We start from the raw sequence: 24,366 nt of genomic DNA, 5'->3' as shown, positions 1-24,366 counted from the left end.
GGGGCGCGGGGAAGGGTCGCCTAACCTGCTGGGCGTGAGCGCGACGGTGGAACGGGTGTCCGCACCCCGGGGACCCTCCGCCGCACCGCCGTCCCGCCGCTGGTCGGCGGTGGAGCTGGTGCCGCCGCTGGCCGTCGTCCTGCTGGGTGCGGTGCTGCTGGCCCCGGGGCACGGGCTGTGGTTCGACGAGCTGTTCACCGCGGAGGTGGGCCGCCGCTCCTACGCCGAGATCCTCACCGCGGTCGTCGAGGGCCGCGGGACCACCAGCTACCTGGCCGACGTGCCGCCGTCGTACAACGCGCCCTGGTACCTCGTCGTGCACACCTGGATGTCAGTGCCCGGCCTGGGCGGGGACACCTCGCTGCGGGCCCTGTCGCTGCTGGCCACGGCCGGTGGGCTGGCCCTGGTGACCCGGTCGGTGACCCGGCTGACCTCGCGGGCGGCGGGGGTGCTGGCCGGCCTGGTGCTGGCGGTCAACCCGCTGCTGCTGGAGCAGGCGGTGGAGGCGCGCCCCTACGGGCTGGCGCTGCTGGCCACCGGCGGGGCTCTGCTCGGGCTGGTGCGACGGTTGCAGGAGCCGCCACGGGGGCTGCTGCTGTTCGGGCTGGCCGGCGCGGGCATGGGGCTGGCGCACTGGTACGCGCTGACGGTGCTGGCCGGCTTCGTCGCCGCGGCGCTGCTGCTGCGCGGCCGGCGGGCGCTGCCGGTCGCCCTGGCCGGGGCCGCTGCCGCGCTGCCGGCGGTGGGGCTGGTCGGCGTGAATCTGGTCAACGGCAACGGTGACCGCAACGCCGACTGGCTGCCCGACACCGGCGGGAGGCTGGCCGACCTCGCGGTGGGGGCCTGGGCGGGCGGGCTGGCCCCGTTGCTCGCGCTGACCGTCGGGCTGGCCGTGCTGGGTGCGCTGCGGGGCACCGGGGTGCGGGTGGTGGGCGCCTGCTGGGTGGTCGTGCCGCTGGTGCTGCTGCTCCTGGCCGAGCAGCTGCGGCCGGTGTACCTGCCGCGCTACCTGCTCGCCGGGCTGCTCGGGCTCGGGGTGCTCGCGGCGGTGGGCGCGCTCACCGTGCCGCGGCCCGCGCGGGCGCCGGTGGCCGGGTTTCTCGTGGCCTGCTCGCTGGTGGCGGCCGTGCCGCTGTTCGACCGCGGGCCACGCGAGCGGGCCGACGACGTGGTGGCGCTGCTGGCCGAGCGGCAGCGCGCCGGCGAGCCTGTCGTGGCCGCGGACCTCCGCTCGGCGACCGGCCTGGACCACTACGTCCGGACGTCGGCCCCGCAGCTCCGGCCGGACCTCGTCCTGCCGCCGGACGACGCCCGGCCGCCCCAGGAGCGGGTCTGGCTGGTCCGGCAGGTGGTGGGCGGCGAGGTGGTTCCCTCCGACGACGACGCGATCCTCCTAGATGCCGGCCTGCGCATCACCGCGGTGTACGAGTTCCCCGCGTCGCACACCGAACTGGTCGTCCAGCTGTGGGAGGCCTGACTCGGACGCAGGGAGTCGGCAGCCGGTGGGCGCGCACACCGGGCCGCACGACCGGGGTGGTCGTGCGGCTCGATGTCGGGTGCTGCGTTCAGGCGGCGCTCACCAGGGGTGGTCCGGTGTTGGTCGGTCCGGCGCCTCCTGGGCCGGTGCGGATCTCGGTGCCGTCCGGCCGCCAGGTGTGCCATCGCCCGTCGGGTCGTCGTTGGACGCGGAAGCCGTGGTGCAGCTTGGTGTGGTGCCGCTCGCAGAGCAGCGCGGAGTTCTCCACGGAGGTGTCCCCGCCGTTGGCCCACTCGAGCACGTGGTGGACGTCGCACCACCAGGCCGGAGCGCCGCAGCCGGCGAAGACGCAGTGCCGGTCGCGGCGTTCCACGGCCCGGCGCAGGTGCGCCGGCACGACCCGCTGGGTGCGGCCGACGTCCAGCGGCAGCCCGTCCGGGCCCATCACGATGCGGGTGACCGCGCCGTCGCAGGCCAGCCAGCGGGCCCGCGCGGCGGAGATCAGCGCCCCGGAGCCCAACTGCGCCGCGTCCGCGCCCGCGCCGGTGGCCGGGTCGGCCAGGTCCTCGACGTCGACGGTGACCACGACGTGCGGCTTGACCGTCCGGAGCACCGGTAGACCCCCGGAGGCCAGCTGGTTGTCGCTCAACTGCACCAGCGCGTCGGCCTGCTGCTGGCTGCGGGTGCGCTCGTCGCCGGCGCACCGGCCGGCCTGCACGATCGCCTCGATCGCGGTGCAGAACCGCTCCCCGCCGACGGCGTCCAGGTCGAATCGCCCGGACACCGAGCCGTCGGCGTGCCGCACGATCGACAGCCGGCGGCCCTCGGTCGGGTCGGGCTCGGGGCCGTCGGCGTCCAGCCGGTCGGCATAGTGCCGCACCGCCTTCGCGGTGTCGGCGTACGGCCGGGTCCGGGCCACCCCGGTGAGCAGCCCGTCGACGACCGCCAGGTCCACGTTCTGCTCCGCGGCGAGGGTCAGCTTGCCCGGCTCGGCAATCGTGCCCAGCACGGCGGCCTGCTCGCCGGTCACCTCCCCGGCGGCGAGCGCCGCGGCCATCGCCGGCAGGTGCACCAGCGCCCGGCCGGCGCGCACCACCCGGGCGGCCTCGGCACCGGACAGGTGCCCGTGCCCGCGCAACCAGGACGCCATGGTCGTCAGCCCGTCGTGCTCGGCGGCGCCGGACACCTCGCACTCGGCCACCGTGCGCGCCACCTCCGCCGCCAACCGGTTCTGCGCCACCAGCAGCGGCCGCAACCGCTCCAGCAGCGCCGGACCGCACAGCGGGGCCAGGTCCTCGGCGGCCAGGGCGTCGACGGCAGCCAGCAGCTCGTCCACGACACCCCTCCCCACCGGCTCGATCACGTGTTCGAAGTCTACCACGGACACAGCGGTTGATCAACGCGAATCCGCAGCTCAGACGGCCGTCCACAGATCGACCGAAAGGCTTGACAGCCTGCGGAGGAGCGGCCGGCCGCGTCGGTCGTCGTGGGGAACGTCCCCGTCGTCGAGACCATCCGGAGACAGGCCTGGCCAGCACTCGGCAGCAGACGGCTCCCCTCACCGTCCGTCGTGATCGGGTGGATCGCGTCCCAGGGCCCGACGGCACGGAGAGGCGCAGCAACCTGACGGCGCCCGACACGTCGGTCGACTGCGCGGTGCGCACCGCGTACTGCTACCGCTGGCGCAGCGCCCAGCCGAGCGAGCGCGCCGACTGGCTCAGCCGGGCCCGCGCCGTCCACGCCGACCGTCCCTCCGGCCGGGCGTCCCGCGCCACCGGCAGGCTGGTCACCGGCCGCCCGGCCAGCCCGACGGCGAGCACCACGCTCGGGGCCTCCGGAGCAGCCAGCACGGCGGCCCGCACCGCCGGGCCGAGCGCGAGGAACGCGCCGGCGTCCGGCGGCAGCCCGGTCAGCCGGGCCGCCACCCGCCGGTGCAGGTCGCCCGACACCCGCCGCGCCCACGACTCGTAGGCGCCCCGCCGCCCGGCGAACACCGCCTCGACGTCGCCGCCGGCCAGCCGGTCGAGCAGCCCCGGCACGGCCTCCGGCGGGTCCTGCAGGTCGGCGTCCAGGCACACCCAGGCCCCGGCGTCCGGCTCGAGGGCCAGCCCCCGCCGCAGCGCGGCGTGCTGGCCGCCGTTGACCGGCAGCACCGTCACCGCCACCCGCGGCCCGGCCAGCGACCGTGCCACCTCGGCACTCCCGGCCGGGCAGGCGTCGACCACCAGCCGCAGCCGCCAGTCCCGCCCGGCCAGCGCCAGGCCCAGCCGGTCGACCAGCGCCGGCAGCGTGGCCGCGTTCCGGTACACCGGGACGACGACGGCGACCCGGCCCCCCGCAGCGCTCACGCGAGCGCGGCCCAGGTGCGGGCCAGTCCCTCCGCCAGGTCGACCGTCGGCACCCAGCCGAGCAGCGAGGCGGCGAGCGCCGGGTCGCTGACCCAGCAGTCGGTGTCCCAGTCGCGCCCGGGGTGCGCGCCGGCGGCCACGGCGATCGGCCGGCCGGTCACCCGAGAGGCGACCGCCGCCAGCTCCTCCGTCGAGGTCTGCACACCGGTGCCGATGTTCAGCACCTGGCCGGGCGGCAGGTCGTCGGCGAGCGCGGCGCGGACGCAGGCGTCGACGACGTCGCCGACCCACACCCAGTCCCGCCGGCTCACCCGCGCCGGCAGCGGCACCGCGGCCCCGGTGCGGGCGGCGTCGAGCACGACGGGCACCAGCCGGGTCGGGTGGTCGCCCGGCCCGTACACTTGGAAGGCCCGCAGCACCGCCGCGCGCACCCCGCGCTCGGCGGCCGCGGCCTGCAGCAGCAGCGAGCCGGCGGCCTTGGTGGCCCCGAAGAAGCCGCGCGGGCGCAGCGCGGCGTCCTCGGCCAGCGGCACCGGTGCCGCGGCGTACTCGGTGGAGGACCCCAGCCGCACGACCACCCGGCAGCGCGCAGGCAGCGCGTCGACCAGCCACGGCGACGTGTTGACCGCCGTCGTCGCCGCCCGCTCGGCCGCGGTGGCCCGGCGTCGGCCGGCGGCCAGCGAGAAGACGACGTCGGGGTCGGCCGCACGGACGGCCGCCGCGGCGGCGCCGGCGTCGGCCAGGTCGACGCCGGCGCGGGTCAGCGGGACGACGTCCCAGCCGTCGCCGCGCAGCCGGGCGACCAGGTGCCGGCCGACGAACCCGCCGGCCCCGGTCACCAGCGCCCTCACGCGACCACCGGCACCCTCCCGGTCACCGCCGCCACGAGGGCGGCCCGCCGCCCGGCCACCTCCGCCGGGCCTGCGGCGGCCATCCCGGCGAGGGCGGCGAGCAGCCGGGGCACCTCGACGAACGGGTCGCGGCCGGCCATGTCGGCGGTGAACGACCGGCGCAGGAAGGTGAAGTCCGCGCCGCAGCGCACCAGCTCCGCGGCGAGCAGCTCGGCCGGCACCGGCGCGCCACCCTCGGGCAGGGTGAGCCCGCCGACGCCGAAGGAGCCGGGCACCACGGCGCGGACGGCGTCCACCGTGCCGTCGACCAGGGGCGTGAACAGCTGGTCGGCGCCACGGTCGATGCGCAGGTCGTTGAGGCCCACGTACACCCGGGACAGCGGCCGGCGGGCCAGCTCGGCGGCGCGGGCCACGCCGTCCTGCGTCTCGACGAGGATGCCCAGCCCGCAGCGGCCGGCGACCGCGTCCAGGGTCCGGTCGAGCTGCTCGGTCGTGCGGACCATCGGCAGCAGCAGCTCGTCGGCGCCCCGGGCGACGGCGTCGTCGACCTCGGCGGGCGTCCACGGGCCGAAGCCGTTGAGCCGGCAGACCAGCAGGCCGTCCGTGGCGGCCCGCATGCGGCTGAGGTCGGCGGGGGTGTCGTCGTTGATCTGGGTGCCCTCGCCGAGCTGGCGGCGGTGCTTGCCGCGCCGCTCCCAGTCCACGACGATCCCGGCCGCACCGGCGGCGACCACGTCGGCGCCCCACGCGGGGTCGACCGTGAAGAGGAGGAGGTCCACGCCGGTGAGCTTAGGCACACCTAACTCACCGCCCGCACTCAGGCCGGGACGCGGGCGCCGTCCCCCGGGAACGGCAGGGCCGCCCCCAGCACGCCGACCGTCACGTCCTCCCCCGCCGCCGGCAGGTCCCAGCCCTCCAGCCGGGCGCTGAACGCCACCCCGGAGGGCAGCTCGAGGCGCACCCGCGCGTCGTGGCCGTAGAAGTCGACGGCGCGGACGCGGGCTCGCGGTCCGGCCCCGGACGGCGGCCCCAACCGCAGCTGCTCGGGGCGCAGCAGCACCCGCGCCGGCCCGTCGGGGCAGGACCGCTCCAGGTCGAGCACGCCGAGGGCCGAGTGCGCCCGGCCGCCGCGGACGTCGGCGTCGAGCACCACCGACTCCCCGACGAAGGTGGCCACGTCGAGGTCCCGCGGGCTGCGGTAGAGGGTGCGCGGGTCGGCCAGCTGCACCAGCCGGCCGCCGCGCAGCACGGCCACCTGGTCGGCCATCGACAGCGCCTCGGCCTGGTCGTGGGTGACCAGCACGGTGGTCGCGCCCGCGGCGGCCAGCGCGTCGGCGACCGCCTGCCGGGTCTCCTCCCGCAGCGACGCGTCCAGCGAGGAGAACGGCTCGTCGAGCAGCACCAGGGACGGCGCCGGCGCCAGCGCGCGGGCCAGCGCGACCCGCTGCTGCTGGCCGCCGGACAGCTGGTGCGGCGCGCGCCCGGCCAGCGCGGGGTCCAGGCCGACCAGCTCCAGCAGCGCGGCCACCCGCCCGGCGTCCCGGCGCTGCCGCCGGGGCAGGCCGAAGCTGACGTTGCCGGCCACCGACAGGTGCGGGAACAGCCCGCCCTCCTGCGGCACGAAGCCGATCCGGCGGCGGCGGGCCGGCACGCTGCGGCCGGCGCCGGCGACCGTCCGCCCGCCGACCTCCACGGTCCCGGTGTCGGGGTCGTCGAAGCCCGCGACCAGGCGCAGCAGCGTCGTCTTGCCGCACCCGGACGGGCCGAGCAGCGCGGTGACGCCGCCCTCGGGCACGTGCAGGTCGACGCCGGTGAGCACCGGCGTCCCGCCGTAGGACCGGGTCACGCCGGTGACCGTCAGGGAGCTCACGTCAGCCGTCCTCGGGTGGTCAGGGCGTCGCGGGACAGCAGCACGGTCGCCGGTGCCGACAGCAGCACCATGACCACCGCGTACGGGGCGGCCGCGCCGTACTCCAGCGCGCTGCTGGCCGACCAGAAGGCGGTGGCCAGCGTGGTCGTCCCGGTGGGGGCGAGCAGCAGGGTGGCGGTCAGCTCGGTGACCACGGCGAGGAACACCAGCGCCGCCCCGGCCCCGAGCCCGGGGGCGAGCAGCGGCAGCGTCACCCGGCGCAGCCGGTCGGCCGCCGAGGAGCCCAGCGAGGCCGCGACGTCGTCGTAGAGCGGCGGGGCCTGCTCCACGGCGGCGCGCACGGGGACCAGGCCGCGCGGCAGGAACAGCACCGCGTAGGCGGCCAGCAGCACCGGCACCGTCTGGTAGGCCCACGGCGTCACCTCGAGGGAGACGGTGACCAGCGCCAGGGCGATGACGATGGCCGGCACCGAGCTGCCCAGGTAGGTGCTGCGCTCCAGCAGCGTGGCCACCCGCCCGCGCGCCCGGACGGCGAGCCAGCCGGTGGGCAGCGCCATCGCGGTGGTGACGAGGGCGGCGACCGCGGCCAGCCCGAGGGTCGTCCCGGTGGTCCCGGCCAGCGCGGGCAGGGACACCGCGGTGGACGAGCCGCGCACCATCCACAGCGCCAGGCTGCCCAGCGGCACGGCCAGCGACAGCGCGACCAGCCCGCCGAGGGCCAGCAGCGCCGGCGCCGCCCAGGCGCGCAGGCGCACCGGCCGCCCGGCGCGGGCCACGCCGGCGCCGGTGCGCGCGTACCCGCGCCGGCCGCGCAGCCGCAGCTCGGCCAGGAGCAGCAGCAGGCACAGCAGCAGCAGGACGCCGGCCAGCGCGGTGGCGCCCGGGCCGTTGAAGGTGGCCCGGTACTGGTCGTAGATCGCGGTGGTGAAGGTCGGGTAGCGCAGCATCTGCAGCGCGCCGAACTCGGCGAGCACGTGCAGCGCGACCAGCAGCGAGCCGCCGAGCAGCGCCACCCGCAGCTGCGGCAGCTGCACCCGCGCGAACACCGCGGCACCGGAGAGCCCGAGGCCGCGGGCGGTGTCCTCCAGCGCGGGGTCCAGCCCGCGGAAGGCGGCGACCACCGGCAGGTAGACGAACGGGAAGTAGGACAGGGTCACGACCAGCAGCGCGCCGCCGTAGGTGTCCAGCCAGGGCAGCAGGGAGATCCAGGCGTAGCTGTTCACGAACGCCGGCACCGCCAGCGGCGCGACCAGCAGCACGTGCCACACCCGGCGTCCCGGCAGCGCGGTGCGCTCCACCAGCCACGCCGCCGCAACGCCGAGGACGGCGCACAGCAGCACCGTGCCGCCGACCAGCCGCGCGGTGTTGCCCAGCAGCTCGGCCACCCGCGGGCGGACGACCAGGTCGCGGACCCCGGCCCAGCCCACGTCGGCCAGCGCGACCACCACGTAGCCCAGCGGCAGCAGCGCCAGCAGGGCGACCGCGGCGGCGGCGAGCAGGGCCAGCGGGGACCGGGCCGCGCGCGACCGCCCCGGGACGGCCGGCCGGGCCGTCGTCCGCGGGACGGTCCCCGGTGCCGCGGGTGCGCTCAGAGCAGCCCCGCGTCCTGCATCAGCTCGGTGACCCGCTCCTGGTCCAGCTCGCCGGGGTCGACCTCCGGTGCCTGCAGCTCCTCCAGCGGCGGCAGCGCCTCCGCCGACGGCACGCCGGTGGCCACCGCGTACTCCAGCGCGGTGCTCTCGGCCAGCCGCCGCTGGGCCTCCTCACCGGTCAGGTAGGCGACCAGCTGCTGGGCCTGCTCCGGCTGGTCGGAGGACGCCAGCACGCCGGCGCCGGAGACGCTGAGGAAGGCGCCGGGGTCGGCGTTGCGGAAGTGGTGCAGCTGGGCGTCGTCGCCCTTGAGCCCGTTCTCGGCCTGGTCGCGGTACCAGTAGTAGTGGTACATCACGCCGGCGTCGATCTCGCCCTCGTCGGCGGCGACCATCACCGCGGTGTTGCTCGGGTAGACGCCGGCGTTGCGCTCCAGCCCCGCCAGCCAGGCGCGGGTCTCCTCCTCGCCGCGCAGCGCCAGGACGCCGGCGACGATCGCCTGGAAGTCCGCGCCGCCGGCGGCGATGCCGATGCGGCCCTCCCACTCCGGGCCGGCGAGGTCCATGATCGACGCCGGCAGCTCCTCGGCGGGCAGCAGCGCGGGGTTGTGCACCAGCACGGTGGAGCGGGCGGCGAAGCCGGTCCAGTTGCCCGACGACGGCCGGAACTGCTCGCCCACCTGGTCCAGCGTCGACTGCTCCAGCGGCGCGAGCAGACCGGCGCGGTCCAGGACGTCGATCGACGGGCTGTTCTCGGTGAGGAAGACGTCGGCCGGGGACGCCTCCCCCTCCTGCACGATCTGGTTGGCCAGCTCCGCGTCGTTGGCGTCCCGGAACTCCAGCGTGATGCCGGTCTCCTCGGTGAAGCCCTCGAGCATGGTGCGCACCAGGCTCTCGTGCTGGGCGCTGTAGACGGTCAGCGTCTCGGCGGCCGCCGCGTCGCCGGTCCCGCAGCCGGCGAGCACCCCGGCGGCGGTGAGGGCGGACAGCGCGGACGCGGTGGTGCGGACGAGCCTGGTCACGACGCTCCTGGGAGAGATGGGCAACGAGAAGATAGGCAAGCCTGACCTCATCAGAAGGTGTACCACGGCCGGCCGGGGGTCGGGCCCGCGCGGTCGGCTACAACTGCGTGCGTGACCGCCGCACCGCCGCGCCTGCGCACCGCCCGCTTCACCGACCTCACCGGCGGCGAGGTCTACCGGCTGTGCCGGCTGCGCGTCGACGTCTTCGTCGTCGAGCAGCAGTGCCCGTACCCGGAGCTCGACGGCCGGGACACCGAGGACGGGACGGTGCACGTCTGGTTCGAGGACGACGACGGCGCGGTGGCCGCCGGCATCCGGGTGCTCGACGACGGCGCCACCCGGGCGATCGGCCGGGTGGTGACCGCGCCCGCGCACCGCGGCCGGGGGCTGGCCGCCCGGCTGGTGCAGGCCGGCATCGCGCTGTGCGGGGACGTGCCGATCACGCTGGGCGCGCAGGCCCACCTGGCGGACTGGTACGCGCGGTTCGGCTTCCGGCGCAGCGGTCCCGGCTACGTCGAGGACGGCATCCCGCACGTCCCGATGCGCCGCGAGCCGTCCTGAGCCCGGCCGGGCGGCCGGTCAGCTCCCCGCGGGCCGGCGTCCGGGCACCGGCGGCACGGCCTCGCTCTCCCGCACGTTCGCCGACCACACCGGTTCCGGGTGCGTGTCGGCGCCCGCGGCGACGTCCTCGGCGGTGCGCAGCTTGGCCACCTTGTGCACCAGCACACCGAAGCCGACCTTGGCCACGACGTCGGCCACGGAGTAGCCGACCTGCATGGTGACGAACCAGGCGGGGGTGACGTCGGCGAACACGGGCACGGCGTAGACGACCGGGTAGGCGCCGAAGGAGGCCAGCAGCACCGTCGTGGCGTTCCGCAGGCTGGCCGCCGCCTCGGGACCCATCGTCGGCAGCGACCGGCGCACCGCACCGATGAGCGCCACGTACAGGTAGCCGAGGAACGCGGTGCTGACCAGCCCCCACACCACCAGCGCCAGCCGGTCCCGGCCCTGGTCGACCACCTGGGCGCCGAGGTAGCCGGTGAGGATCATCAGGAAGGCGGCGGCCATGGTGCTGGCGCGCAGCCGGCGGGCGGCGGTGCCGGCGACGGAGCAGACGGCCAGCAGCTCGACGGTCAGCAGCGGCACGGTGACCGACCAGTCGACGTAGCGGGTGCCCTCCGTGGTGCGCGCCTCCTCGGTGGGCCGGTAGCTGCCGTCCACCAGCCGGAAGCCGGTGTCCCAGTCCAGGAGCAGCAGCGCGTAGGCCGCCGTCGCGACCCCGGCCAGGCAGATGGCGGCGTGCGCGGACGGGCGGTACCGGGCGGAGACCTCGTCCCGGCTGACCACGGCGTAGAGGAGGTAGGCGAGCAGCGCCAGGCCCGCGCCGAGGACCGCGAACTGCCCCACGTCGTAGAGCGCCGGCGACAGGGTCTGCAGCTCGGGCACGGGCGGGTCGGTCTCGGCCACGGGCACTCCGGGGGCTGGGGAGGGGGGCGGGAGCCCGGGCCGGTACCCCGACGGGAGCGGGGCGCAACCGCGGCGCGACCCCCGGTGTCCCCGGGCGGCTCGGGCGTCCGGTGTCCCGGCGCCCCCGTGACGCCGGGACACCGGCACTGTACGAGACGGCGGGGTTCTGTTCCGGGAGCGGGCCGCAGCGGCGCGTCGGATGCCGGAGGACCGGGTAGCGCGGCGGCATGAGCGGACGACGGGCATGAGCGGACGACGGGCATGAGCGGACGACGGGCATGAGCGGACGAGGCGGACCCGGCGGCTTCGCCGAGCGGATCGGCGCGCAGGTCGAGGACGCCGATGACGGCGGCGCGCGGATCGCCTTCGAGGTCGGCGAGGAGCACCTCAACCCGGCCGGCACGCTGCACGGCGGGGTGCTGGCCACGCTGGTGGACACCGCGATGGGCCAGGCGGTGCGCACCACGACCGGGGAGGGCGAGGTGCCCGCCACCAGCCAGCTCACCGTCACCTACCTGCGGCCCGGGAAGCCCGGGGCCCTCACCGTCACCGCCCGGCTGCGCACCCGCGGGGCGCACCTGACCGTCTGCGAGGCCGACGTCGAGCAGGACGGCGAGGCCCTCGCGCACGCCGTCGCCACCTTCGCGCTGCTCGAGCGGTAGGGCCGCAGTCCCCTGTCCCGGGGACGGCGGCGGCCGGTACGGTCGGGCCAGCCGCGCCCCCTCCCCGGGAGGACCTGCGATGCCCGTCTTCATGGTCGAGCGCCGGTTCGCCGACGTCCTGGAGGTCGACGCCGGGGCCGCCGAGGGCATCAACCGGATCAACGGGGACGAGGACGTCCGGTGGCTGTACTCCTTCCTCTCCGCCGACAAGCGCAAGACGTACTGCCTGTACGAGGCGCCGTCGGCCGAGGCGATCCGCCGGGCCGCCGAGCGGGCGGGGCTCCCGGCCGACGTCGTCGTCGAGGTCACCGCCACGGTGCGGCCCGACGGGTCACTGCAACCGGTCTGACCCGGCGAGCAGGCCGTGTGCCGCGGCGAACAGCGCCGCCTGGGTCCGGTTCGCCGCCCCGGTCTTGGCCAGGATGCTGCGCACGTGGTTGGCGACGGTGTTCTCGCTGATCACCAGGCGCGCGGAGATCGCCCGGTTGAGCAGCCCCTCGCCGACGAGGCCGAGCACCTCCGTCTCCCGGGCGGTCAGGCCGGCCGGCCGGGACGGGGTCCGCGCGACCGCCGCCCGCGGCGCGCCGAGTCCCGGGCGCCCGTCCAGGACCTGCAGCACCCGGCGCAGCCCGAGCTCGCGGGCGACCGACCGCGCCTCCTCCGCCAGTAGCCCGGCCCGAGGGCCCGGAGCACCGGTGCGGCGCAGGTACCCGGCCAGCGCGACCTGGCTCTGCGCCCGGTGCAGGGTCGCCGCCATCCGGGTGTCCCTCTCCAGCGCCGACTCCAGCAGCGGTCCGGCGCCTGGCCGGCCCAGCGCCGCGTCGACGGCCCCGAGCAGCCGGTCGGCGCTGCGGAGGACCGCCACGAACTGCCCGGCGACCAGGTTGGTGCCGGCGTACTCGGCCAGCCGGGGCCGCAGCGCTCGCAGCGCCTCCTCCTGGTCCAGGTGCAGCGCATCGGCGGGCTGACCCTGGGCGGCGGCATCGGGCACCTCACCCGCGGCTACGGCCTGTCCTGCGACAACCTGCTCGCCGCGGAGGTGGTCACCGCCGACGGCCGCGTGGTGACCGCCGACGAGCACCGGGACGCCGACCTGTTCTGGGCGCTGCGCGGCGGCGGCGGGAACTTCGGCGTGGTCATCCGCTTCACCTACCGGCTGCACCCGGTGGACACCGTCGTCGCCGGCCCGATGTTCTTCGAGCTCGACGACGCGCGGGCGCTGTTCGAGTTCTACCGGGAGTTCATCCCCGACGCGCCGCGCGAGTACGGCGGCTTCCCGGCGTTCCACCAGGCCCCGCCGCTGCCGTTCATCCCGGAGGGCCGGGTGGGCGAGCCGATGGCGGTGGCCGTCTCCTGCTGGACCGGGTCGCCGGCCGGGGGGGGAGCGGATCGCGGACCGCATCCGCCAGGTGGCGCAGCCGGTCGGCGAACACGTCGGCCCGATGCCCTACGCGGCGCTGAACAGCGCCTTCGACGCGCTGCACCCGCCGGGGCTGCAGCACTACTGGAAGGCCGCCTACGTCACCGAGCTCACCGACGAGGCGATCGCGGCGCACCTGGAGCACGGGCCGCGCGTGCCGGCGGTCAGCTCGGTCATGCACCTGTACCCGATCAACGGTGCGGCGCACGACGTCGCCCCGGACGCCACCGCGTTCGGCCACCGCGACGCCACCTTCGCCGCGGTGATCGCCGGCATGTGGCCCGACCCGGCCGACAACGAGGCGAACACCCACTGGGTGCGGGACTACCACGCGGCGATCGCGCCGCACTCGGCTCCCGGGGGCTACACCGACTTCGCCTCGGCCGACGACGCGCCCAAGGTGGCCGAGAACCACGGCGCCAACTACCAGCGGCTGCGCGAGGTCAAGCGGCAGTGGGACCCGGGCAACCTGTTCCACCTGAACCAGAACATCCGGCCCTGAGGAGCGACTGATGCAGGTGATCGAGCGGACCGCCCTGCCCGTGGCGATCGAGGGCGACGGCGTCGACTTCCGCACCGACCGGTTCGGGGAGATGAGCGTCGCCTGGGTCCGGTTGCCCGCCGGGGCCGACCTCCGGCCGGCCCTGTCCGGGCTCCCGGGGGACCGCTGCCCGTGCCCGCACTGGGGGTACGTGATCAGCGGCCGCCTGGTGATGCACGCACAGGAGGGCGCCAGCACCTACGAGGCCGGCCAGGCCTTCTACTGGGGGCCCGGCCACGCGCCCGAGGCGGTGACCGACTGCGAGTACGTGGACGTCTCGCCGACCGAGGACCTCGAGCGGGTCCTGCGGCACCTCCGGGGCGGTTGAGCCGCCCGCGCGCCGCGGAATGCGGGGGCGGGCGGCGGGTGTTCCCGGTCACATGGCAACCGCGAGCTGGAACGGGACCGTCATCGCCGAGTCCGACGACATCGTCACCGTCGAGGGCAACGCCTACTTCCCCCGCGAGGCGCTGCGGGAGGACGTGCTGCGCCCCTCGGCGACCACCACGGTCTGCCCGTGGAAGGGCACGGCGTCCTACTACACCGTCGAGGTCGACGGGCAGAGCAACCCCGACGCGGTCTGGTACTACCCGGAGCCCAAGGACGCCGCCGAGGAGATCACCGGCCGGGTGGCGTTCTGGCGGGGCGTGACGGTCACCTGAGACAGGGGGGCGCCGTCCGGCGCCCCCCTGCCGACGGTCAGCCCCCCATCCGGGCGGCCAGCAGGGCCTTGCCCCGCTCGGCTCCCTTGCGGCTGTCACTCTGCGCCTTGCGGAACAGCTCGGCGAGCTCGCCGTCACCGTCCCGTTCGGCGTCCTGGACGTAGGTCTCCAGCCGCAACGCGTTGCTCAGGCACTGCTCGGTGAACCAGATGAGGTTGTAGTCCTTGTCCTTGGTGCCGGTGACGTCGCCGGTCTCGGCCGTGCTCATCGCGTTCCTCCTCGACTGCTCGGGGCCCCCGCCTGCCGGTGCTCCCCGGACGGCTGCCCGGGGTCGACGCCGGCCGGGACAGTCCAGCGGATCGGCTCCCCGAGCGGAACCGGACCGTGCGCGCCGGGCGTCCGGGGCCCTCCGTCAGCCGGGGCGCGTGCCGGCGAGCTCGCGGGCGGCCTCGGCTGCCTCGGGGGCCAGGGTCTGCGCGCGCTCCTCGCGCTCGATGAGCCGGTGGTAGCGGGCCCACGCCTCGTCCGGGTGCACACCGAGCGCCGCGGCGACCTGCTCCCAGGAGGCCCCGCCGCGCAGGGCAGCACGGAAGCCGGTCAGCTCGCCGTCGCGCGCCCGGCGGGTGACGACCTCGCCGAGCGCGAGCAGCTCGAGGGCCTCGGCGGTGTCGAGCGACGTCGTCGCGTCCTTGAACGAGGTCCAGTCGTCGGCGTCCACGTCGGCGGCGGTGTTCAGGGAGGTCGCCCCGGAGTCCCGCCGGCTGAGGAAGTCCAGGCGGGTGACGGCCGTCGTCAGGGTGAACTCCTGCTCGAGGACCTCCGGTGTGATGTCCATGCCGCACCCCATCCCCCCGGCCGTCGGTGGGTCAAACCCGGTGCGACGGAGATCTCCCGGACCCCGCGAGCCCCGACCGACCGCGCCCGGGCGTGCACGTCGTGGAGCTCCCCGGACGTGCGCGAGGGCCCGCCCCCGGTTCGGGAGCGGGCCCTCGTGCGGGGCGGTGCGCGTCAGGCGTCGACGCCCACGGCCTCCTTGGCCAGCGTGGCGACCTGGGTCTGCGCGGCGTTGACGATGCTGGTCCGCTTCTTGTGGGTCTCCTCGTAGCGGATGACCACCCGGACGTCGTGCGCGGTCCTGAGCTCCTTGACCGCCTTGACGGCGTCCTGCGTCGACAGCGAGTCGTAGCCCTTGATCGGCAGCTCGTCGGCGGTGACGTCGCCGAGCTCCTCGCGGGCGGCGCGGGCGGCGTCGGCGGCCTCCCGGTTGCCCTCGCGGCGGGCGATGCGCTCGGCCCGGCGCAGGGCGGCGCTGCGGCCGACGGTCAGCGTCTCGCGGACGGCGTCGGTGAACGACGAGGCCTTGTCGCCGGCCTCGCTCAGCCGCTCACCGGCCTCCTCGCGGCGCTGCTGCACCGACTCGACGACCTCGTTGACCCGGTTGGCCCAGAAGCGGACCGGGGCGTTGGCCGCCCGCGCGGCGGTACCGGCGACCCGCTGGAACGCGGTGGCCTGCAGCGCGGCGGGGCCGCCCATGGCCTCCTCGGCCAGCACGACGGTCAGCCACTCGATGGTGGCCTTGTGCGCGGTCTGCAGGCGCTCGGCCAGCGCGCGGACCCGGGGCAGCTCGGCCTGCTCGGCGAGCACCTTCAGGTAGGTGGCGCGGTCGTTGAGCTGGTGCTCCAGGGAGAGGTCCTGCAGCAGGGCCTCCTCGAGCGGCTCGGCCTGCTCGAAGCCGGCCTTGAGGACGGCGGACAGCCGGCCGATGGCGGGGGTCACGACGTCCGGCACGCCGCCGAGGGCGCGCAGCTGCTCGGTGATCGCGCGGATGCGCTCCGCGGCGTTGTCGGCGTTCTGCGTCAGCTCGCGGCGCACGGCCTCGGTGCGGGCCTGCGAGATGCGGGTGCGGGCGACCTGCTCCTCGGTCTGGGTCAGCAGGACCAGCGCGCGCAGCTGGTTGATGATCTTCGTGTTGTCAGCCATGGTACGGGTACTCCAGGTGGATCGGGGACGTCCTGCGCTCTCTGTCATGCCCCGGTCACCCCGCCCGCTAACTCCTGCAAGCGTATTGCTTGCTGTGAGCCCCCTCACGCCCCGCCACCGCGACGGACGCGCGGCGCGTCAGCGGCCGGGGACCGCCGGGCGCGACGGGCGCTCCAGGCGCAGCACCGGCTGGGTGGGCTCGTCGGCCAGCGGGGACCGCGGGCGAGGCGCCGCGGACGGCGGGACCGCCGTGCCGCAGCCGACGCAGAACCGGCCCTGCTGGCGGACCGCCCCGCACGTGGCACACGCCGACACGGCGACCTCCTGACGCACCGGGGTCCGGCGACCCCACCTGCGGGCAGGGTGGCAGGACACCCGCGCCCGCGGGTGCCGCGTGGGATCAGTGGGACGAGTCGTCGCCCGACCGTTGCACGGCCGGCAGGCCGAGCAGCCGGTCCAGCAGCGGCACCTGGCCGGCCACCAGCTTCTCCCGCGCCTCCTCGACGCCCACCCAGGCGGCCCGGTCGATCTCGGGGACCTGCTGCACGCGGCCCGAGCGCGGCGGCCACTCCAGGGAGAAGGTGTTGCTGACCGCGGCCGCGGCGTCGAAGTCGCCCTCGGCCGCGAACGCGGTCAGCCGCTTGCCCCCCGCCTGCCGGACCTCCCCGAGCGGCACCAGGTCGGTGACCGGCGCCGGCGCCCCGAGCTCCTCGGCGAACTCACGCAGCGCGACCTCCCGCGGCTCCTCCCCGGGGCCGTACTCGCCCTTGGGGATCGACCAGGCGCCCGCGTCCCGGCGGGCCCAGAACGGCCCGCCCATGTGCCCGATGAGCACCTCGACCCGGCCGCCCGGACCGACCCGGTGCAGCAGCAGCCCCGCACTCGTCCTCGGCACCTCACTCCTCCCTGCCGTGGTGGAGCGACGCCGCCCGGCGCCAGGGGGGAGCAGCCGGGCGGCGCCGCGGTCTAGAGGTGGGCCAGCGCCTCGGGCAGGTCGACGACGTCGGCGTACTTGGCGTCCAGGTCGGCCAGGTTGGTGTCGTGCAGCGTCGCGCTCCGGTCCGCGCACGCCTGGCGCACCACCTGCGGGCGGAAGCCGGCGGTGAGCGCGTCCGTCGCGGTGGCGCGCACGCAGCCCGACGTCGAGACGCCGGCGACGACCACCGTGTCCACGCCGGCCGCGTGCAGCGTGGCGGCCAGCGACGTGCCGGAGAACGCCGACGCGTACTGCTTCACCACGACCGGCTCCCCCGGCCCCGGCTCCAGGGTCAGCGCCCCCCAGTCGCCGGGCGCGTCCTCGGCGAAGGCGGCCAGCGCCGGCACCTTGCGCACGAACAGCCCGCCGTCGGCCAGCCCCGCGGCGTAGCGGACGGCGGTCCAGACGACCGGCCGGCCGGACGCGCGCGCCGCCTCGACCAGCGCCGACGTCGCCTCGACCGCCGGGCCGGGGTCGGGCAGGGCGAACGGCCCGTCCGGCTCGGTGTAGGCCCGGCACAGGTCGACGACGAGCACGGCCGGCCGGCTGCCCCAGCCGACGCGGCCGGAGAACGCCGGGCCGTGCGGCGCCGGGGCGCTCATCCCGCCGCCCACACCGGACGGCGCGGCGCGGGCAGGCCGGTCTCCTCCTCGCAGCGGGCCAGCAGCTCCTCGATCGGCGGTCCCATGTCGAAGACCGGCAGCTCGGCGGGGCGGTCGGCGCGCAGCTGGTCGCGCAGGGTCTCGGTCGCGTCGGCGTCCACCTCCCCGTCCTCGGTGACGCACACCCCGTACCGCTCGGCGCCGCGGAGCGTGACGAGGCCACGGCGGACCTCCCGGGCCACCAGCTCCGGGTCCCGCTCCAGCGGGTCGCCCCACCCGCCACCGCCCCAGGTGACGAAGTGCAGGACGTCGCCGGGGTGCACCGGCACGCCGTGGCACTTGCTCGGCAGCACCTCGCGGGTGCCGTCGGCGCGGTCCACCCACTTGCGGCCGCGGGCGCCGGGCTGCCCGCCGTTGACCCCCCACGGGTGGGTGAGCCAGCGGTCGTCGTGGATGGCGATCTCGCCGGGCTCCTCGAAGACGTAGGCGACGTCGACGCCGTTGCCTCCGCGGTGCAGGCCGGCGCCGCCGGTGTCCGGCACGGTCTCCCACTGCTCGATGCGCAGCGGGTAGTAGGACTCGAGGTACTCGCAGGGGATGTTGACGAAGCTCGGCCACAGCGAGTGCCCGTCCGGCCCGTCGCCGAGCGGCCGGCCGGGGATGCCGCCGAAGCCGATCGAGTAGAGCTGGAACCACTCGCCCTTCCGGTCCCCGGACGAGTAGTGCCCGGAGTACATGAAGTGCGGCGAGGAGGAGAAGCCGGCCGCGTTGAGCAGCGCCGGGTTGGTCTGCCCGAGCAGCCCGCCGAACAGGTCGAACACCCGCCCGATGCCGTGGTTGCGGCCGTTGAGCGCCGCCGGGTGCCTCGGCTTCCAGTACGAGCCCTCCGGGATCGTGACGTCGATCAGCGGGTAGAACCCGTCGTTCCACAGGATCTGCGGGTCGGCCACGGTGATCATGTAGATCCCGAAGAACATCCGGGTCAGGTTCTCGTTGATGTAGTAGTTGATCGGCCCCGCGGCCTGCGGCGAGGACCCGGTGAAGTCCAGGTGCACCCTCTCGCCGGTGCGGGTCAGCGACAGCTTCAGCTCGTACGGGCCGTTGCCGACGCCGTCGTCGCAGATGTGGTCGGTGAAGGAGAGGGTGCGGCCCTCCTCGAACACCATCTGCAGCAGCACCTTCATCGCGTCGTGGTTGCGCTGCAGCAGCGCGTCCAGCGCGGACAGGTAGGTGGCCGTGCCGAAGCGGGTGCACATCTCCTGCACCCGCCGGGCGGCGGTGCGGCAGGCGGCGACCAGGCCGTTGAGGTCGGCGCGGTTCCAGTCCGGCATGCGGACCTGGTTGAGGATGATCCGCAGCGCGTCGTCGTTGAGCACGCCCCTGCGGTAGAGCTTGAAGGGCGGGATGACCACGCCCTCCTCGTAGATGGTGCGCGCGTCGGTGGGCATGGACGACGGGGTCTTGCCGCCCACGTCGGACATGTGCCCGAACATCGACGCCCAGCCCACGACCCGGCCCTCGTGGAAGACGGGCAGGACCAGCAGCCAGTCGTTGGCGTGGCTGATCGCCGCGCCGCAGGCGTACGGGTCGCTGGTGAGCAGGACGTCGCCCTCCTCGACGGTGTCGTCGAAGCCGCCGAGGAAGTCGGGGACGGACAGGCCGAACTGGCCGACGACCATCTTCCCGTCGGGGTCGCCGATCAGCGGGAACTCGTCGTGCTGCTCGCGGATGCCCGGGGACAGGGCGGTGCGGAACAGCACCTCGTCCATCTCGTAGCGGGCGTTGCGCAGCCCGTTCTCGATCAGGTCCAGGGTCACCGGGTCGACGTCGACCCGCGCGACCTCGCCGGTGGCGGTCTCGATGATCCGTGCCATGGGTCAGCCCTCCGCCGGTTCGATGAGCAGGGAGCCCGAGGGGTGCACGGTGGCCGCGTGCCCGGGCAGGACGAGCGTCGTGGAGTCCATCTCGGTGACGATCGCCGGGCCGCGGACGACGTCGCCGGCGCGCAGCCGCTCCCGGTCGTAGACGCCGGCGATGGTGTGCCCGCCGTCGACGTACACCCGGGTCTCGGTGACCAGCGCCGCCGCCGGGTCGCCGTCCCCGGAGTCGAGGTGCACCGGGGCGACGTCGGGGCGCGGGCCGGTGACCGTGGCCCGGGCGTTGACCAGCTCGTGGTCGACGTCGAGCAGGAAGGAGAACAGCCGGTCGTGCTCGGCGTCGAACGCCTCGCCCAGCCGGGCCAGCGCCGCCCCGCCCTCCAGCCAGGACGGGTCCACCGACACGGGGATCTCGAAGCCCTGGCCGTGGTAGCGCACGTCGACCTGGTAACCGACCGTCTGGTCCTCCCGCGCCAGCCCCTGGTCGGCCAGCCGCTGCCCGGCCTCGTCGGCCAGCTCGCGCAGGATCTGCACCAGCTCGGCGTCGGTGAGCTGGCCGAGCCGGCGCAGCACGGTGCGGGCGCACTCGTCGCGCCGGCTGGTGGTCGCGTCGCCGAGCGCGCAGAGCAGCCCGGGCCCCGGCGGGACGATCACCGGCCAGGCGCCGGTCAGCCGGCCGAGGGCGTTGGCGTGCAGCGGGCCGGCGCCGCCGAAGGCGACCAGGGCGAAGTCGCGCGGGTCGAAGCCCTGCTGCACCGACACCAGCCGCAGCCCGCCGAGCATGTTCTCGTTGACGATGTCGACGATGCCCGCGGCGGCGGCCTCGGGGGACTCCAGCCCCATCGCCTCGGCCACCTTGCCGACGGCGGCCCGCGACGCCTCGGCGTCCAGGGTGATCTCCCCGCCGGCCAGCGACGAGGGCAGGTGGCCGAGGACGACGTTCGCGTCGGTGACCGTCGGGTCGGTGCCGCCCCGCCCGTACGCGGCCGGCCCGGGGTCGGCGCCGGCCGACTGGGGGCCGACCCGCAGCGCACGGGTCAGCTGCGGCACGTGCGCGATCGAGCCGCCACCGGCGCCGACGGTCCGGACGTCGACGCTGGAGGCGCGCACCGCCAGGTCGCCGACCTTCGTCTCCCGGCCGATCCGCGGGCGGAGGTCGCGGACGAGCGCGACGTCGGTCGACGTCCCGCCCATGTCGAAGGTGATGAGGTCGCGGTGGCCGCACTGCTCGGCCACCCACACCGCGCCGGTGACCCCGCCGGCCGGGCCGGACAGCAGCATCGAGACCGGCGCGGCGACCGCGGCGTCGGCGGACTGCAGCCCGCCGTCGCTGCGCAGGATGGACAGCTCCCCGGCGACCCCGCCCTCGCGCAGCCCCGCCGAGAGGTGCTGCACGTAGCGCGCCACCTGCGGTTGCACGTAGCCGTTGGCCACCGTGGTCAGCGTCCGCTCGTACTCGCGCAGCTCGGGCAGCACGTCCGACGACAGCGACACCGGGACCCCGGGCAGCACCGCGGCGGCCAGCTCGGCGACCCGCCGCTCGTGGGCGGGGTCGGCGAAGGAGTTGATCAGCGAGACGGCGAGGGCCTGCACGCCCCGGCCGGCCAGCCGCTCCAGCCGCCGGCGCACGTCGTCGTCGTCCATCGGCCGGACCACCGAGCCGTCGCTGGCGATCCGCTCGTCGACCTCGACGGTGTCCTCCAGGTCCGCCAGCGGCTCGGGCTTGGGCCAGATGATCCAGCCGGCCAGCCCGCCGGGGACGAAGGAGCGGGCGATCTGCAGCACCTGGCGGAACCCGCGGGTGGTGACCAGGCCGACCCGGGCGCCCTTGCCCTCGAGGATCGCGTTGGTGGCGACCGTGGTGCCGTGCAGCACCTGCGCCACCTCGCCCATCGCGATGCCGGCGTCGGCGCACACCTTCCCGATGCCGGTGAGCACCCCGACCGCCTGGTCGGCCGGCGTCGAGGCGGTCTTGGCCCGCCAGGTGGCGCCGCTGTCCTCGTCGACCAGCAGGACGTCGGTGAAGGTGCCCCCGACGTCGACTCCGAGTCGGTAGCTCATGCGGTGTCCTCTCCTCGGGCCGTCTGCAGCCGGGCGGCCCGGACCATCACGGCGCGGGCGTTGGCGATGTGCGAGGTCATGACGGCGCGGGCCCACCCCGGGTCCCCGGCGCGGAAGGCGGCGACGATCTCGCCGTGGTGGCCCAGGCTGCGGCGCAGCGAGGCCTCGTCGTAGGTGAGGAAGTTGCGGCGCACGATCGGCGGGTGGATGGCCGCGGCCAGCGCGGTGGCCAGCGTGGGGTGCGCGGCCAGGGCGACCAGCCGGTCGTGGAAGGCACGGTTGAGCGGCACCAGGGCGTCGAGGTCCTGCCGCGGGCCGGGGCAGCCGGTGTCGACCATCCGCCGGGCGAGGTCGTCGAGCTCCTCGACGTCGGCGGGCGTGGCGTTCGGGACGGCGTACGCGGTGAGCTGCGGCTCCAGCACCGACCGCAGCTCGAACACCCCCTCGAGCTCGGCGAGGGTCCAGGTGGCCACCCGGGCGCCGCGGTTGGGGGTGATCTCCACCAGACCCTCGGCGGCCAGCCGGGACAGCGCCTCGCGCACCGGCGTCCGGCTGACCCCGAGGCGGTCGGCGAGCTCGACCTCGCCCAGGCGCGCGCCGGGGGCCAGGTCGCCGCCCATGATCATGTCGCGCAGCGTGCCGAGGGCCCGCTCTGCGGACGTCAACGAACGTGTCAGCGGTCACACCCCCTCGCGGATTGTGTGCAAACCTAGGGGCGCTCCGCGGTCGTCGGCAATGCCTGTCCGCGACGGATTGGGAACGTGCATACAAGGAGGGACCGACGTGGGGGATCTATTGGGCGGGGTACGGGCGCCGCGGGCCCGGCTTCGGGAGCTGCTCGCCGCCCCGGCGCCGCTGCTGGCACCCGGCGCCTACGACGCCCTCTCCGCCCGGCTGGTGGAGCAGGCCGGCTTCGGCGCGGTCTACATGACCGGCTTCGGGACGACGGCCTCGCTCATCGGCCGCCCCGACGTCGGCCTGCTCACCGGGGCGGAGATGGTCGACAACGCCCGCCGGATCGCCGCCGCGGTCGACGTCCCGGTGATCGCAGACGCCGACACCGGGTACGGCAACGCCCTCAACGTCGTCCGCACGGTGCAGCTGTACGAGCAGGCCGGGGTCGCCGGCATCCAGCTCGAGGACCAGGTGATGCCCAAGCGGTGCGGGCACATGAGCGGCAAGGCGCTCATCGAGGCCGGCGAGATGGCCGCCAAGGTGCGCGCCGCGGTGGCCGCGCGGCGCGACCCCGACCTGGTCGTCATCGCCCGCACCGACGCGGTGGCGGTCAGCGGGGTGGACGACGCCCTGGAGCGCGCCCGGGCCTACGCCGACGCGGGCGCCGACCTGCTGTTCGTGGAGGCCCCCACCACGGAGGCCGACGTCGAGAAGGTGGCGGCGGCGCTCGACGGCGTCGCGCCGCTGGTGTTCAACTGGGCCGAGGGGGGCCGCACCCCGCCGCTGTCGCTGCAGCGGATGGCCGAGCTCGGGTTCGCGCTGGTCATCTACCCGATCGGCACGCTGCTGGCCGCGACGGCGGGCATCCGGGCGCTGCTGGCCGCGCTGCACCGCGACGGCGTCCCCCCGCTGGACGGGCTGCCGTCCTTCGGCGAGTTCACCGACCTCGTCGGGCTGCCGGAGGTGCAGGAACTGCAGCAGCGCTTCGGCGGCTGAGGGAGGGGCGGGCGAGGGCGCCCCGTACCGCCGCGGCGGTACGGGGCGCTCCCGGTGCTGTCGTGCGATCAGGCGATGGAGCGCACGTTCGAGCGGTCGGCCGTGGGGCTGGTGCCGTCCGCCGCGTCGGTGTCGACGACGGCGCGCAGGAACAGCCCGCCCTGCAGCTTCACCAGCCGCGAGGTCAGCGTGGCGAGGTAGCGGACGCCCACGCGCGGGTCGAGCACGGTCCGCGGCGAGACGTCCAGCGCGGCCTGCTTCACCTTGGCGGCCAGCTCCGCGGGGCTGGGCTGGTACAGCCGGGCCGGGCCGGACGGGCCCTGCGGACCCTGGACGCCGGGCAGGCCGGCCGGACCGGTCGGGCCGCTGGGGCCCTGGGCGCCCTGCGGACCCTGCAGGCCGCGGACGCCGGACTCGCCCCGCTCGCCGAGCTCGCCCTGCCGCCCCTGCAGCCCGCGGAGGCCCCTCTCGCCGGCCGCGCCGGTCTCCCCGATCACCCCGCGCTGGCCCTGGGCCCCGCGCAGACCCTGCGCGCCCTGCAGCCCCGGAGCGCCGACCGGGCCGCGCTCGCCGGCCACGCCCTGCACGCCCTGCTGGCCGCGCTCGCCGGCCAGGCCCCGCTCACCCTGCTCGCCGGGCAGCCCGGTGGAGCCGGGCACTCCCCGCTCACCCTTCGGGCCGGTCTCGCCCTCGGGACCCTGCGTCCCCCGGGGGCCGGTCTCGCCCCGGGCACCCGCCTCGCCCCGGGCGCCCGCCGGCCCCTGGAGGCCGCGCTCGCCGACCGGGCCGACGGCGCCGGTGGCGCCCTGTGTGCCCTGCTCACCGGTGGGGCCGGTCCCGCCCCGCGCGCCGACGGACCCCTTCGGACCCTGCTCGCCCACCGGACCGGCCGGGCCGGCCGGACCCTGGGGCCCCTTGTCGCCCCGCTCGCCGGCCGGGCCGGCCGGACCCTGGGGTCCCTTGTCGCCCCGCTCGCCGGCCGGGCCGGGTCGGCCGGCCGGGCCCTTGCGGCCCGGGTCGCCCTGCTCGACGGTGACGTCGGCCGGCGGCGTCTCGGTGCTGGTCGTGCTGCTGGACTCGGTCATGGGTGTTGCCTCTCGTCGTGGCGGGCGGTGTCACCGGACGGTCTCCGGACACGCTGCCCGCCGTGGGGTCCGTCCCGGGTCGCTGCTGACCGGGTGGGGCCGACCGGAGCCGGCACCGGACCTGCCGGACCTCCGCCCGACACCAGTCACCGTGCCCGGCTCCGGTGAACGGCCGACGTCGTTCCGCGGTGACACCGCCCACAGC

The 24,366-nt window shown here is 76.1% G+C and carries 26 protein-coding genes and 1 pseudogene; 9 read left to right on the top strand and 18 right to left on the bottom strand.

What is annotated here, in order from left to right; all coding sequences use genetic code 11:
* Positions 1-34 precede the first annotated feature (34 nt).
* Positions 35-1,477 carry a glycosyltransferase family 39 protein gene (locus CHB98_RS16115; protein ID WP_245821243.1) on the top strand — a complete coding sequence of 481 codons (1,443 nt, stop codon included), beginning with the start codon at positions 35-37 and terminating at the stop codon, positions 1,475-1,477.
* A gap of 88 nt (positions 1,478-1,565) precedes the next feature.
* On the opposite strand, the gene CHB98_RS16110 is transcribed toward CHB98_RS16115, so the two are convergent.
* The 7 genes from CHB98_RS16110 to CHB98_RS16080 form a co-directional block, all read right to left on the bottom strand.
* Positions 1,566-2,813, bottom strand: a complete 1,248-nt coding sequence (locus CHB98_RS16110; RefSeq protein WP_089306611.1) for an HNH endonuclease — start codon at positions 2,811-2,813, stop codon at positions 1,566-1,568.
* 337 nt (positions 2,814-3,150) lie between these two features.
* Entirely contained in the window at positions 3,151-3,825 is a 675-nt protein-coding gene (locus CHB98_RS16105) for a glycosyltransferase (RefSeq protein WP_089306610.1), read from the bottom strand.
* Positions 3,822-4,676, bottom strand: a complete 855-nt coding sequence (locus CHB98_RS16100) for an NAD-dependent epimerase/dehydratase family protein (protein ID WP_089306609.1) — start codon at positions 4,674-4,676, stop codon at positions 3,822-3,824. The genes CHB98_RS16105 and CHB98_RS16100 overlap by 4 nt, the downstream gene beginning before the upstream one ends.
* Positions 4,673-5,455 (bottom strand): aldolase, encoded by a 783-nt coding sequence (locus tag CHB98_RS16095; RefSeq protein WP_245821241.1) that lies wholly within the window; start codon positions 5,453-5,455, stop codon positions 4,673-4,675. Before CHB98_RS16095 ends, CHB98_RS16100 begins: the two co-directional genes overlap by 4 nt.
* Positions 5,456-5,493: 38 nt before the next feature.
* Positions 5,494-6,546: an ABC transporter ATP-binding protein gene (locus CHB98_RS16090; RefSeq protein ID WP_089306607.1), complete on the bottom strand. Its 1,053-nt coding sequence runs from the start codon at positions 6,544-6,546 to the stop codon at positions 5,494-5,496.
* The gene (locus CHB98_RS16085) at positions 6,543-7,994 is read right to left on the bottom strand and encodes an ABC transporter permease (RefSeq protein WP_245821239.1); all 1,452 of its coding nucleotides are present in this window, start codon (positions 7,992-7,994) and stop codon (positions 6,543-6,545) included. The genes CHB98_RS16090 and CHB98_RS16085 overlap by 4 nt, the downstream gene beginning before the upstream one ends.
* Before the next feature lie 140 nt (positions 7,995-8,134).
* Positions 8,135-9,157: an iron ABC transporter substrate-binding protein gene (locus CHB98_RS16080; RefSeq protein ID WP_245821237.1), complete on the bottom strand. Its 1,023-nt coding sequence runs from the start codon at positions 9,155-9,157 to the stop codon at positions 8,135-8,137.
* Positions 9,158-9,268: 111 nt separating this feature from the next.
* Here CHB98_RS16080 and CHB98_RS16075 point away from each other — a divergent pair, with 111 nt between their 5' ends.
* Complete coding sequence (locus tag CHB98_RS16075) at positions 9,269-9,718, top strand: GNAT family N-acetyltransferase (RefSeq protein ID WP_179224584.1); 450 nt, start codon at positions 9,269-9,271, stop codon at positions 9,716-9,718.
* A gap of 18 nt (positions 9,719-9,736) precedes the next feature.
* Here CHB98_RS16075 and CHB98_RS16070 read toward each other — a convergent pair whose 3' ends face one another.
* The gene (locus CHB98_RS16070; protein WP_179224582.1) at positions 9,737-10,624 is read right to left on the bottom strand and encodes a bacteriorhodopsin; all 888 of its coding nucleotides are present in this window, start codon (positions 10,622-10,624) and stop codon (positions 9,737-9,739) included.
* A gap of 278 nt (positions 10,625-10,902) precedes the next feature.
* Between CHB98_RS16070 and CHB98_RS16065 the strand changes: the two genes are divergently transcribed.
* Both CHB98_RS16065 and CHB98_RS16060 read left to right on the top strand, forming a co-directional pair.
* Positions 10,903-11,286: a PaaI family thioesterase gene (locus CHB98_RS16065; RefSeq protein ID WP_089306603.1), complete on the top strand. Its 384-nt coding sequence runs from the start codon at positions 10,903-10,905 to the stop codon at positions 11,284-11,286.
* A gap of 79 nt (positions 11,287-11,365) precedes the next feature.
* On the top strand, positions 11,366-11,635 hold the full coding sequence (locus tag CHB98_RS16060) for a DUF4242 domain-containing protein (RefSeq protein ID WP_089306602.1): 270 nt from the start codon (positions 11,366-11,368) through the stop codon (positions 11,633-11,635).
* Here the strand turns inward: CHB98_RS16060 and CHB98_RS22505 are convergent.
* Positions 11,618-12,277: a helix-turn-helix transcriptional regulator gene (locus CHB98_RS22505; RefSeq protein WP_245821234.1), complete on the bottom strand. Its 660-nt coding sequence runs from the start codon at positions 12,275-12,277 to the stop codon at positions 11,618-11,620. The genes CHB98_RS16060 and CHB98_RS22505 overlap by 18 nt on opposite strands.
* Here CHB98_RS22505 and CHB98_RS23100 point away from each other — a divergent pair.
* The 4 genes and pseudogenes from CHB98_RS23100 to CHB98_RS16040 all read left to right on the top strand — a co-directional run.
* A pseudogene (locus CHB98_RS23100) lies at positions 12,257-12,301 on the top strand (hypothetical protein); the annotation flags it as partial. The gene CHB98_RS22505 and the pseudogene CHB98_RS23100 sit on opposite strands and share 21 nt — an antisense overlap.
* Positions 12,302-12,695: 394 nt before the next feature.
* Positions 12,696-13,208 (top strand): BBE domain-containing protein, encoded by a 513-nt coding sequence (locus CHB98_RS22500; protein ID WP_245821232.1) that lies wholly within the window; start codon positions 12,696-12,698, stop codon positions 13,206-13,208.
* Positions 13,209-13,218: 10 nt separating this feature from the next.
* Positions 13,219-13,575 carry a cupin domain-containing protein gene (locus CHB98_RS16045; protein WP_089306601.1) on the top strand — a complete coding sequence of 119 codons (357 nt, stop codon included), beginning with the start codon at positions 13,219-13,221 and terminating at the stop codon, positions 13,573-13,575.
* A gap of 52 nt (positions 13,576-13,627) precedes the next feature.
* Positions 13,628-13,909: a DUF427 domain-containing protein gene (locus CHB98_RS16040; RefSeq protein WP_089306600.1), complete on the top strand. Its 282-nt coding sequence runs from the start codon at positions 13,628-13,630 to the stop codon at positions 13,907-13,909.
* 37 nt (positions 13,910-13,946) lie between these two features.
* On the opposite strand, the gene CHB98_RS16035 is transcribed toward CHB98_RS16040, so the two are convergent.
* The 8 genes from CHB98_RS16035 to CHB98_RS16000 all read right to left on the bottom strand — a co-directional run bounded on the left by CHB98_RS16035 (position 13,947) and on the right by CHB98_RS16000 (position 22,070).
* On the bottom strand, positions 13,947-14,177 hold the full coding sequence (locus CHB98_RS16035; RefSeq protein ID WP_089306599.1) for a hypothetical protein: 231 nt from the start codon (positions 14,175-14,177) through the stop codon (positions 13,947-13,949).
* Positions 14,178-14,321: 144 nt separating this feature from the next.
* A complete protein-coding gene (locus CHB98_RS16030; RefSeq protein ID WP_089306598.1) occupies positions 14,322-14,744 on the bottom strand; it encodes a hypothetical protein in 423 nt (140 codons plus the stop codon).
* Positions 14,745-14,917: 173 nt separating this feature from the next.
* Complete coding sequence (locus CHB98_RS16025; protein ID WP_089306597.1) at positions 14,918-15,889, bottom strand: hypothetical protein; 972 nt, start codon at positions 15,887-15,889, stop codon at positions 14,918-14,920.
* 400 nt (positions 15,890-16,289) lie between these two features.
* Positions 16,290-16,784, bottom strand: a complete 495-nt coding sequence (locus CHB98_RS16020; RefSeq protein WP_089306596.1) for an NUDIX hydrolase — start codon at positions 16,782-16,784, stop codon at positions 16,290-16,292.
* Between the two features lie 71 nt (positions 16,785-16,855).
* Complete coding sequence (locus tag CHB98_RS16015; protein ID WP_089306717.1) at positions 16,856-17,467, bottom strand: isochorismatase family protein; 612 nt, start codon at positions 17,465-17,467, stop codon at positions 16,856-16,858.
* Positions 17,464-19,341: a hydantoinase B/oxoprolinase family protein gene (locus CHB98_RS16010; protein ID WP_089306595.1), complete on the bottom strand. Its 1,878-nt coding sequence runs from the start codon at positions 19,339-19,341 to the stop codon at positions 17,464-17,466. Before CHB98_RS16010 ends, CHB98_RS16015 begins: the two co-directional genes overlap by 4 nt.
* Positions 19,342-19,344: 3 nt before the next feature.
* Positions 19,345-21,405: a hydantoinase/oxoprolinase family protein gene (locus CHB98_RS16005; protein WP_089306594.1), complete on the bottom strand. Its 2,061-nt coding sequence runs from the start codon at positions 21,403-21,405 to the stop codon at positions 19,345-19,347.
* Entirely contained in the window at positions 21,402-22,070 is a 669-nt protein-coding gene (locus CHB98_RS16000; protein WP_245821230.1) for a GntR family transcriptional regulator, read from the bottom strand. Before CHB98_RS16000 ends, CHB98_RS16005 begins: the two co-directional genes overlap by 4 nt.
* A gap of 118 nt (positions 22,071-22,188) precedes the next feature.
* On the opposite strand from CHB98_RS16000, the gene CHB98_RS15995 reads away from it, so the two are divergent.
* On the top strand, positions 22,189-23,076 hold the full coding sequence (locus CHB98_RS15995; protein WP_218822392.1) for an isocitrate lyase/PEP mutase family protein: 888 nt from the start codon (positions 22,189-22,191) through the stop codon (positions 23,074-23,076).
* Positions 23,077-23,144: 68 nt separating this feature from the next.
* Here CHB98_RS15995 and CHB98_RS15990 read toward each other — a convergent pair whose 3' ends face one another.
* Complete coding sequence (locus tag CHB98_RS15990) at positions 23,145-24,161, bottom strand: collagen-like domain-containing protein (protein ID WP_089306591.1); 1,017 nt, start codon at positions 24,159-24,161, stop codon at positions 23,145-23,147.
* Between the last annotated feature and the right edge of the window lie 205 nt (positions 24,162-24,366).

This window comes from Geodermatophilus pulveris (assembly GCF_900188375.1).
Lineage (GTDB): Bacteria > Actinomycetota > Actinomycetes > Mycobacteriales > Geodermatophilaceae > Geodermatophilus > Geodermatophilus pulveris.
Note: the sequence above shows the minus strand (reverse complement) of the source record. Positions and strands in the feature narration are given on the sequence as shown.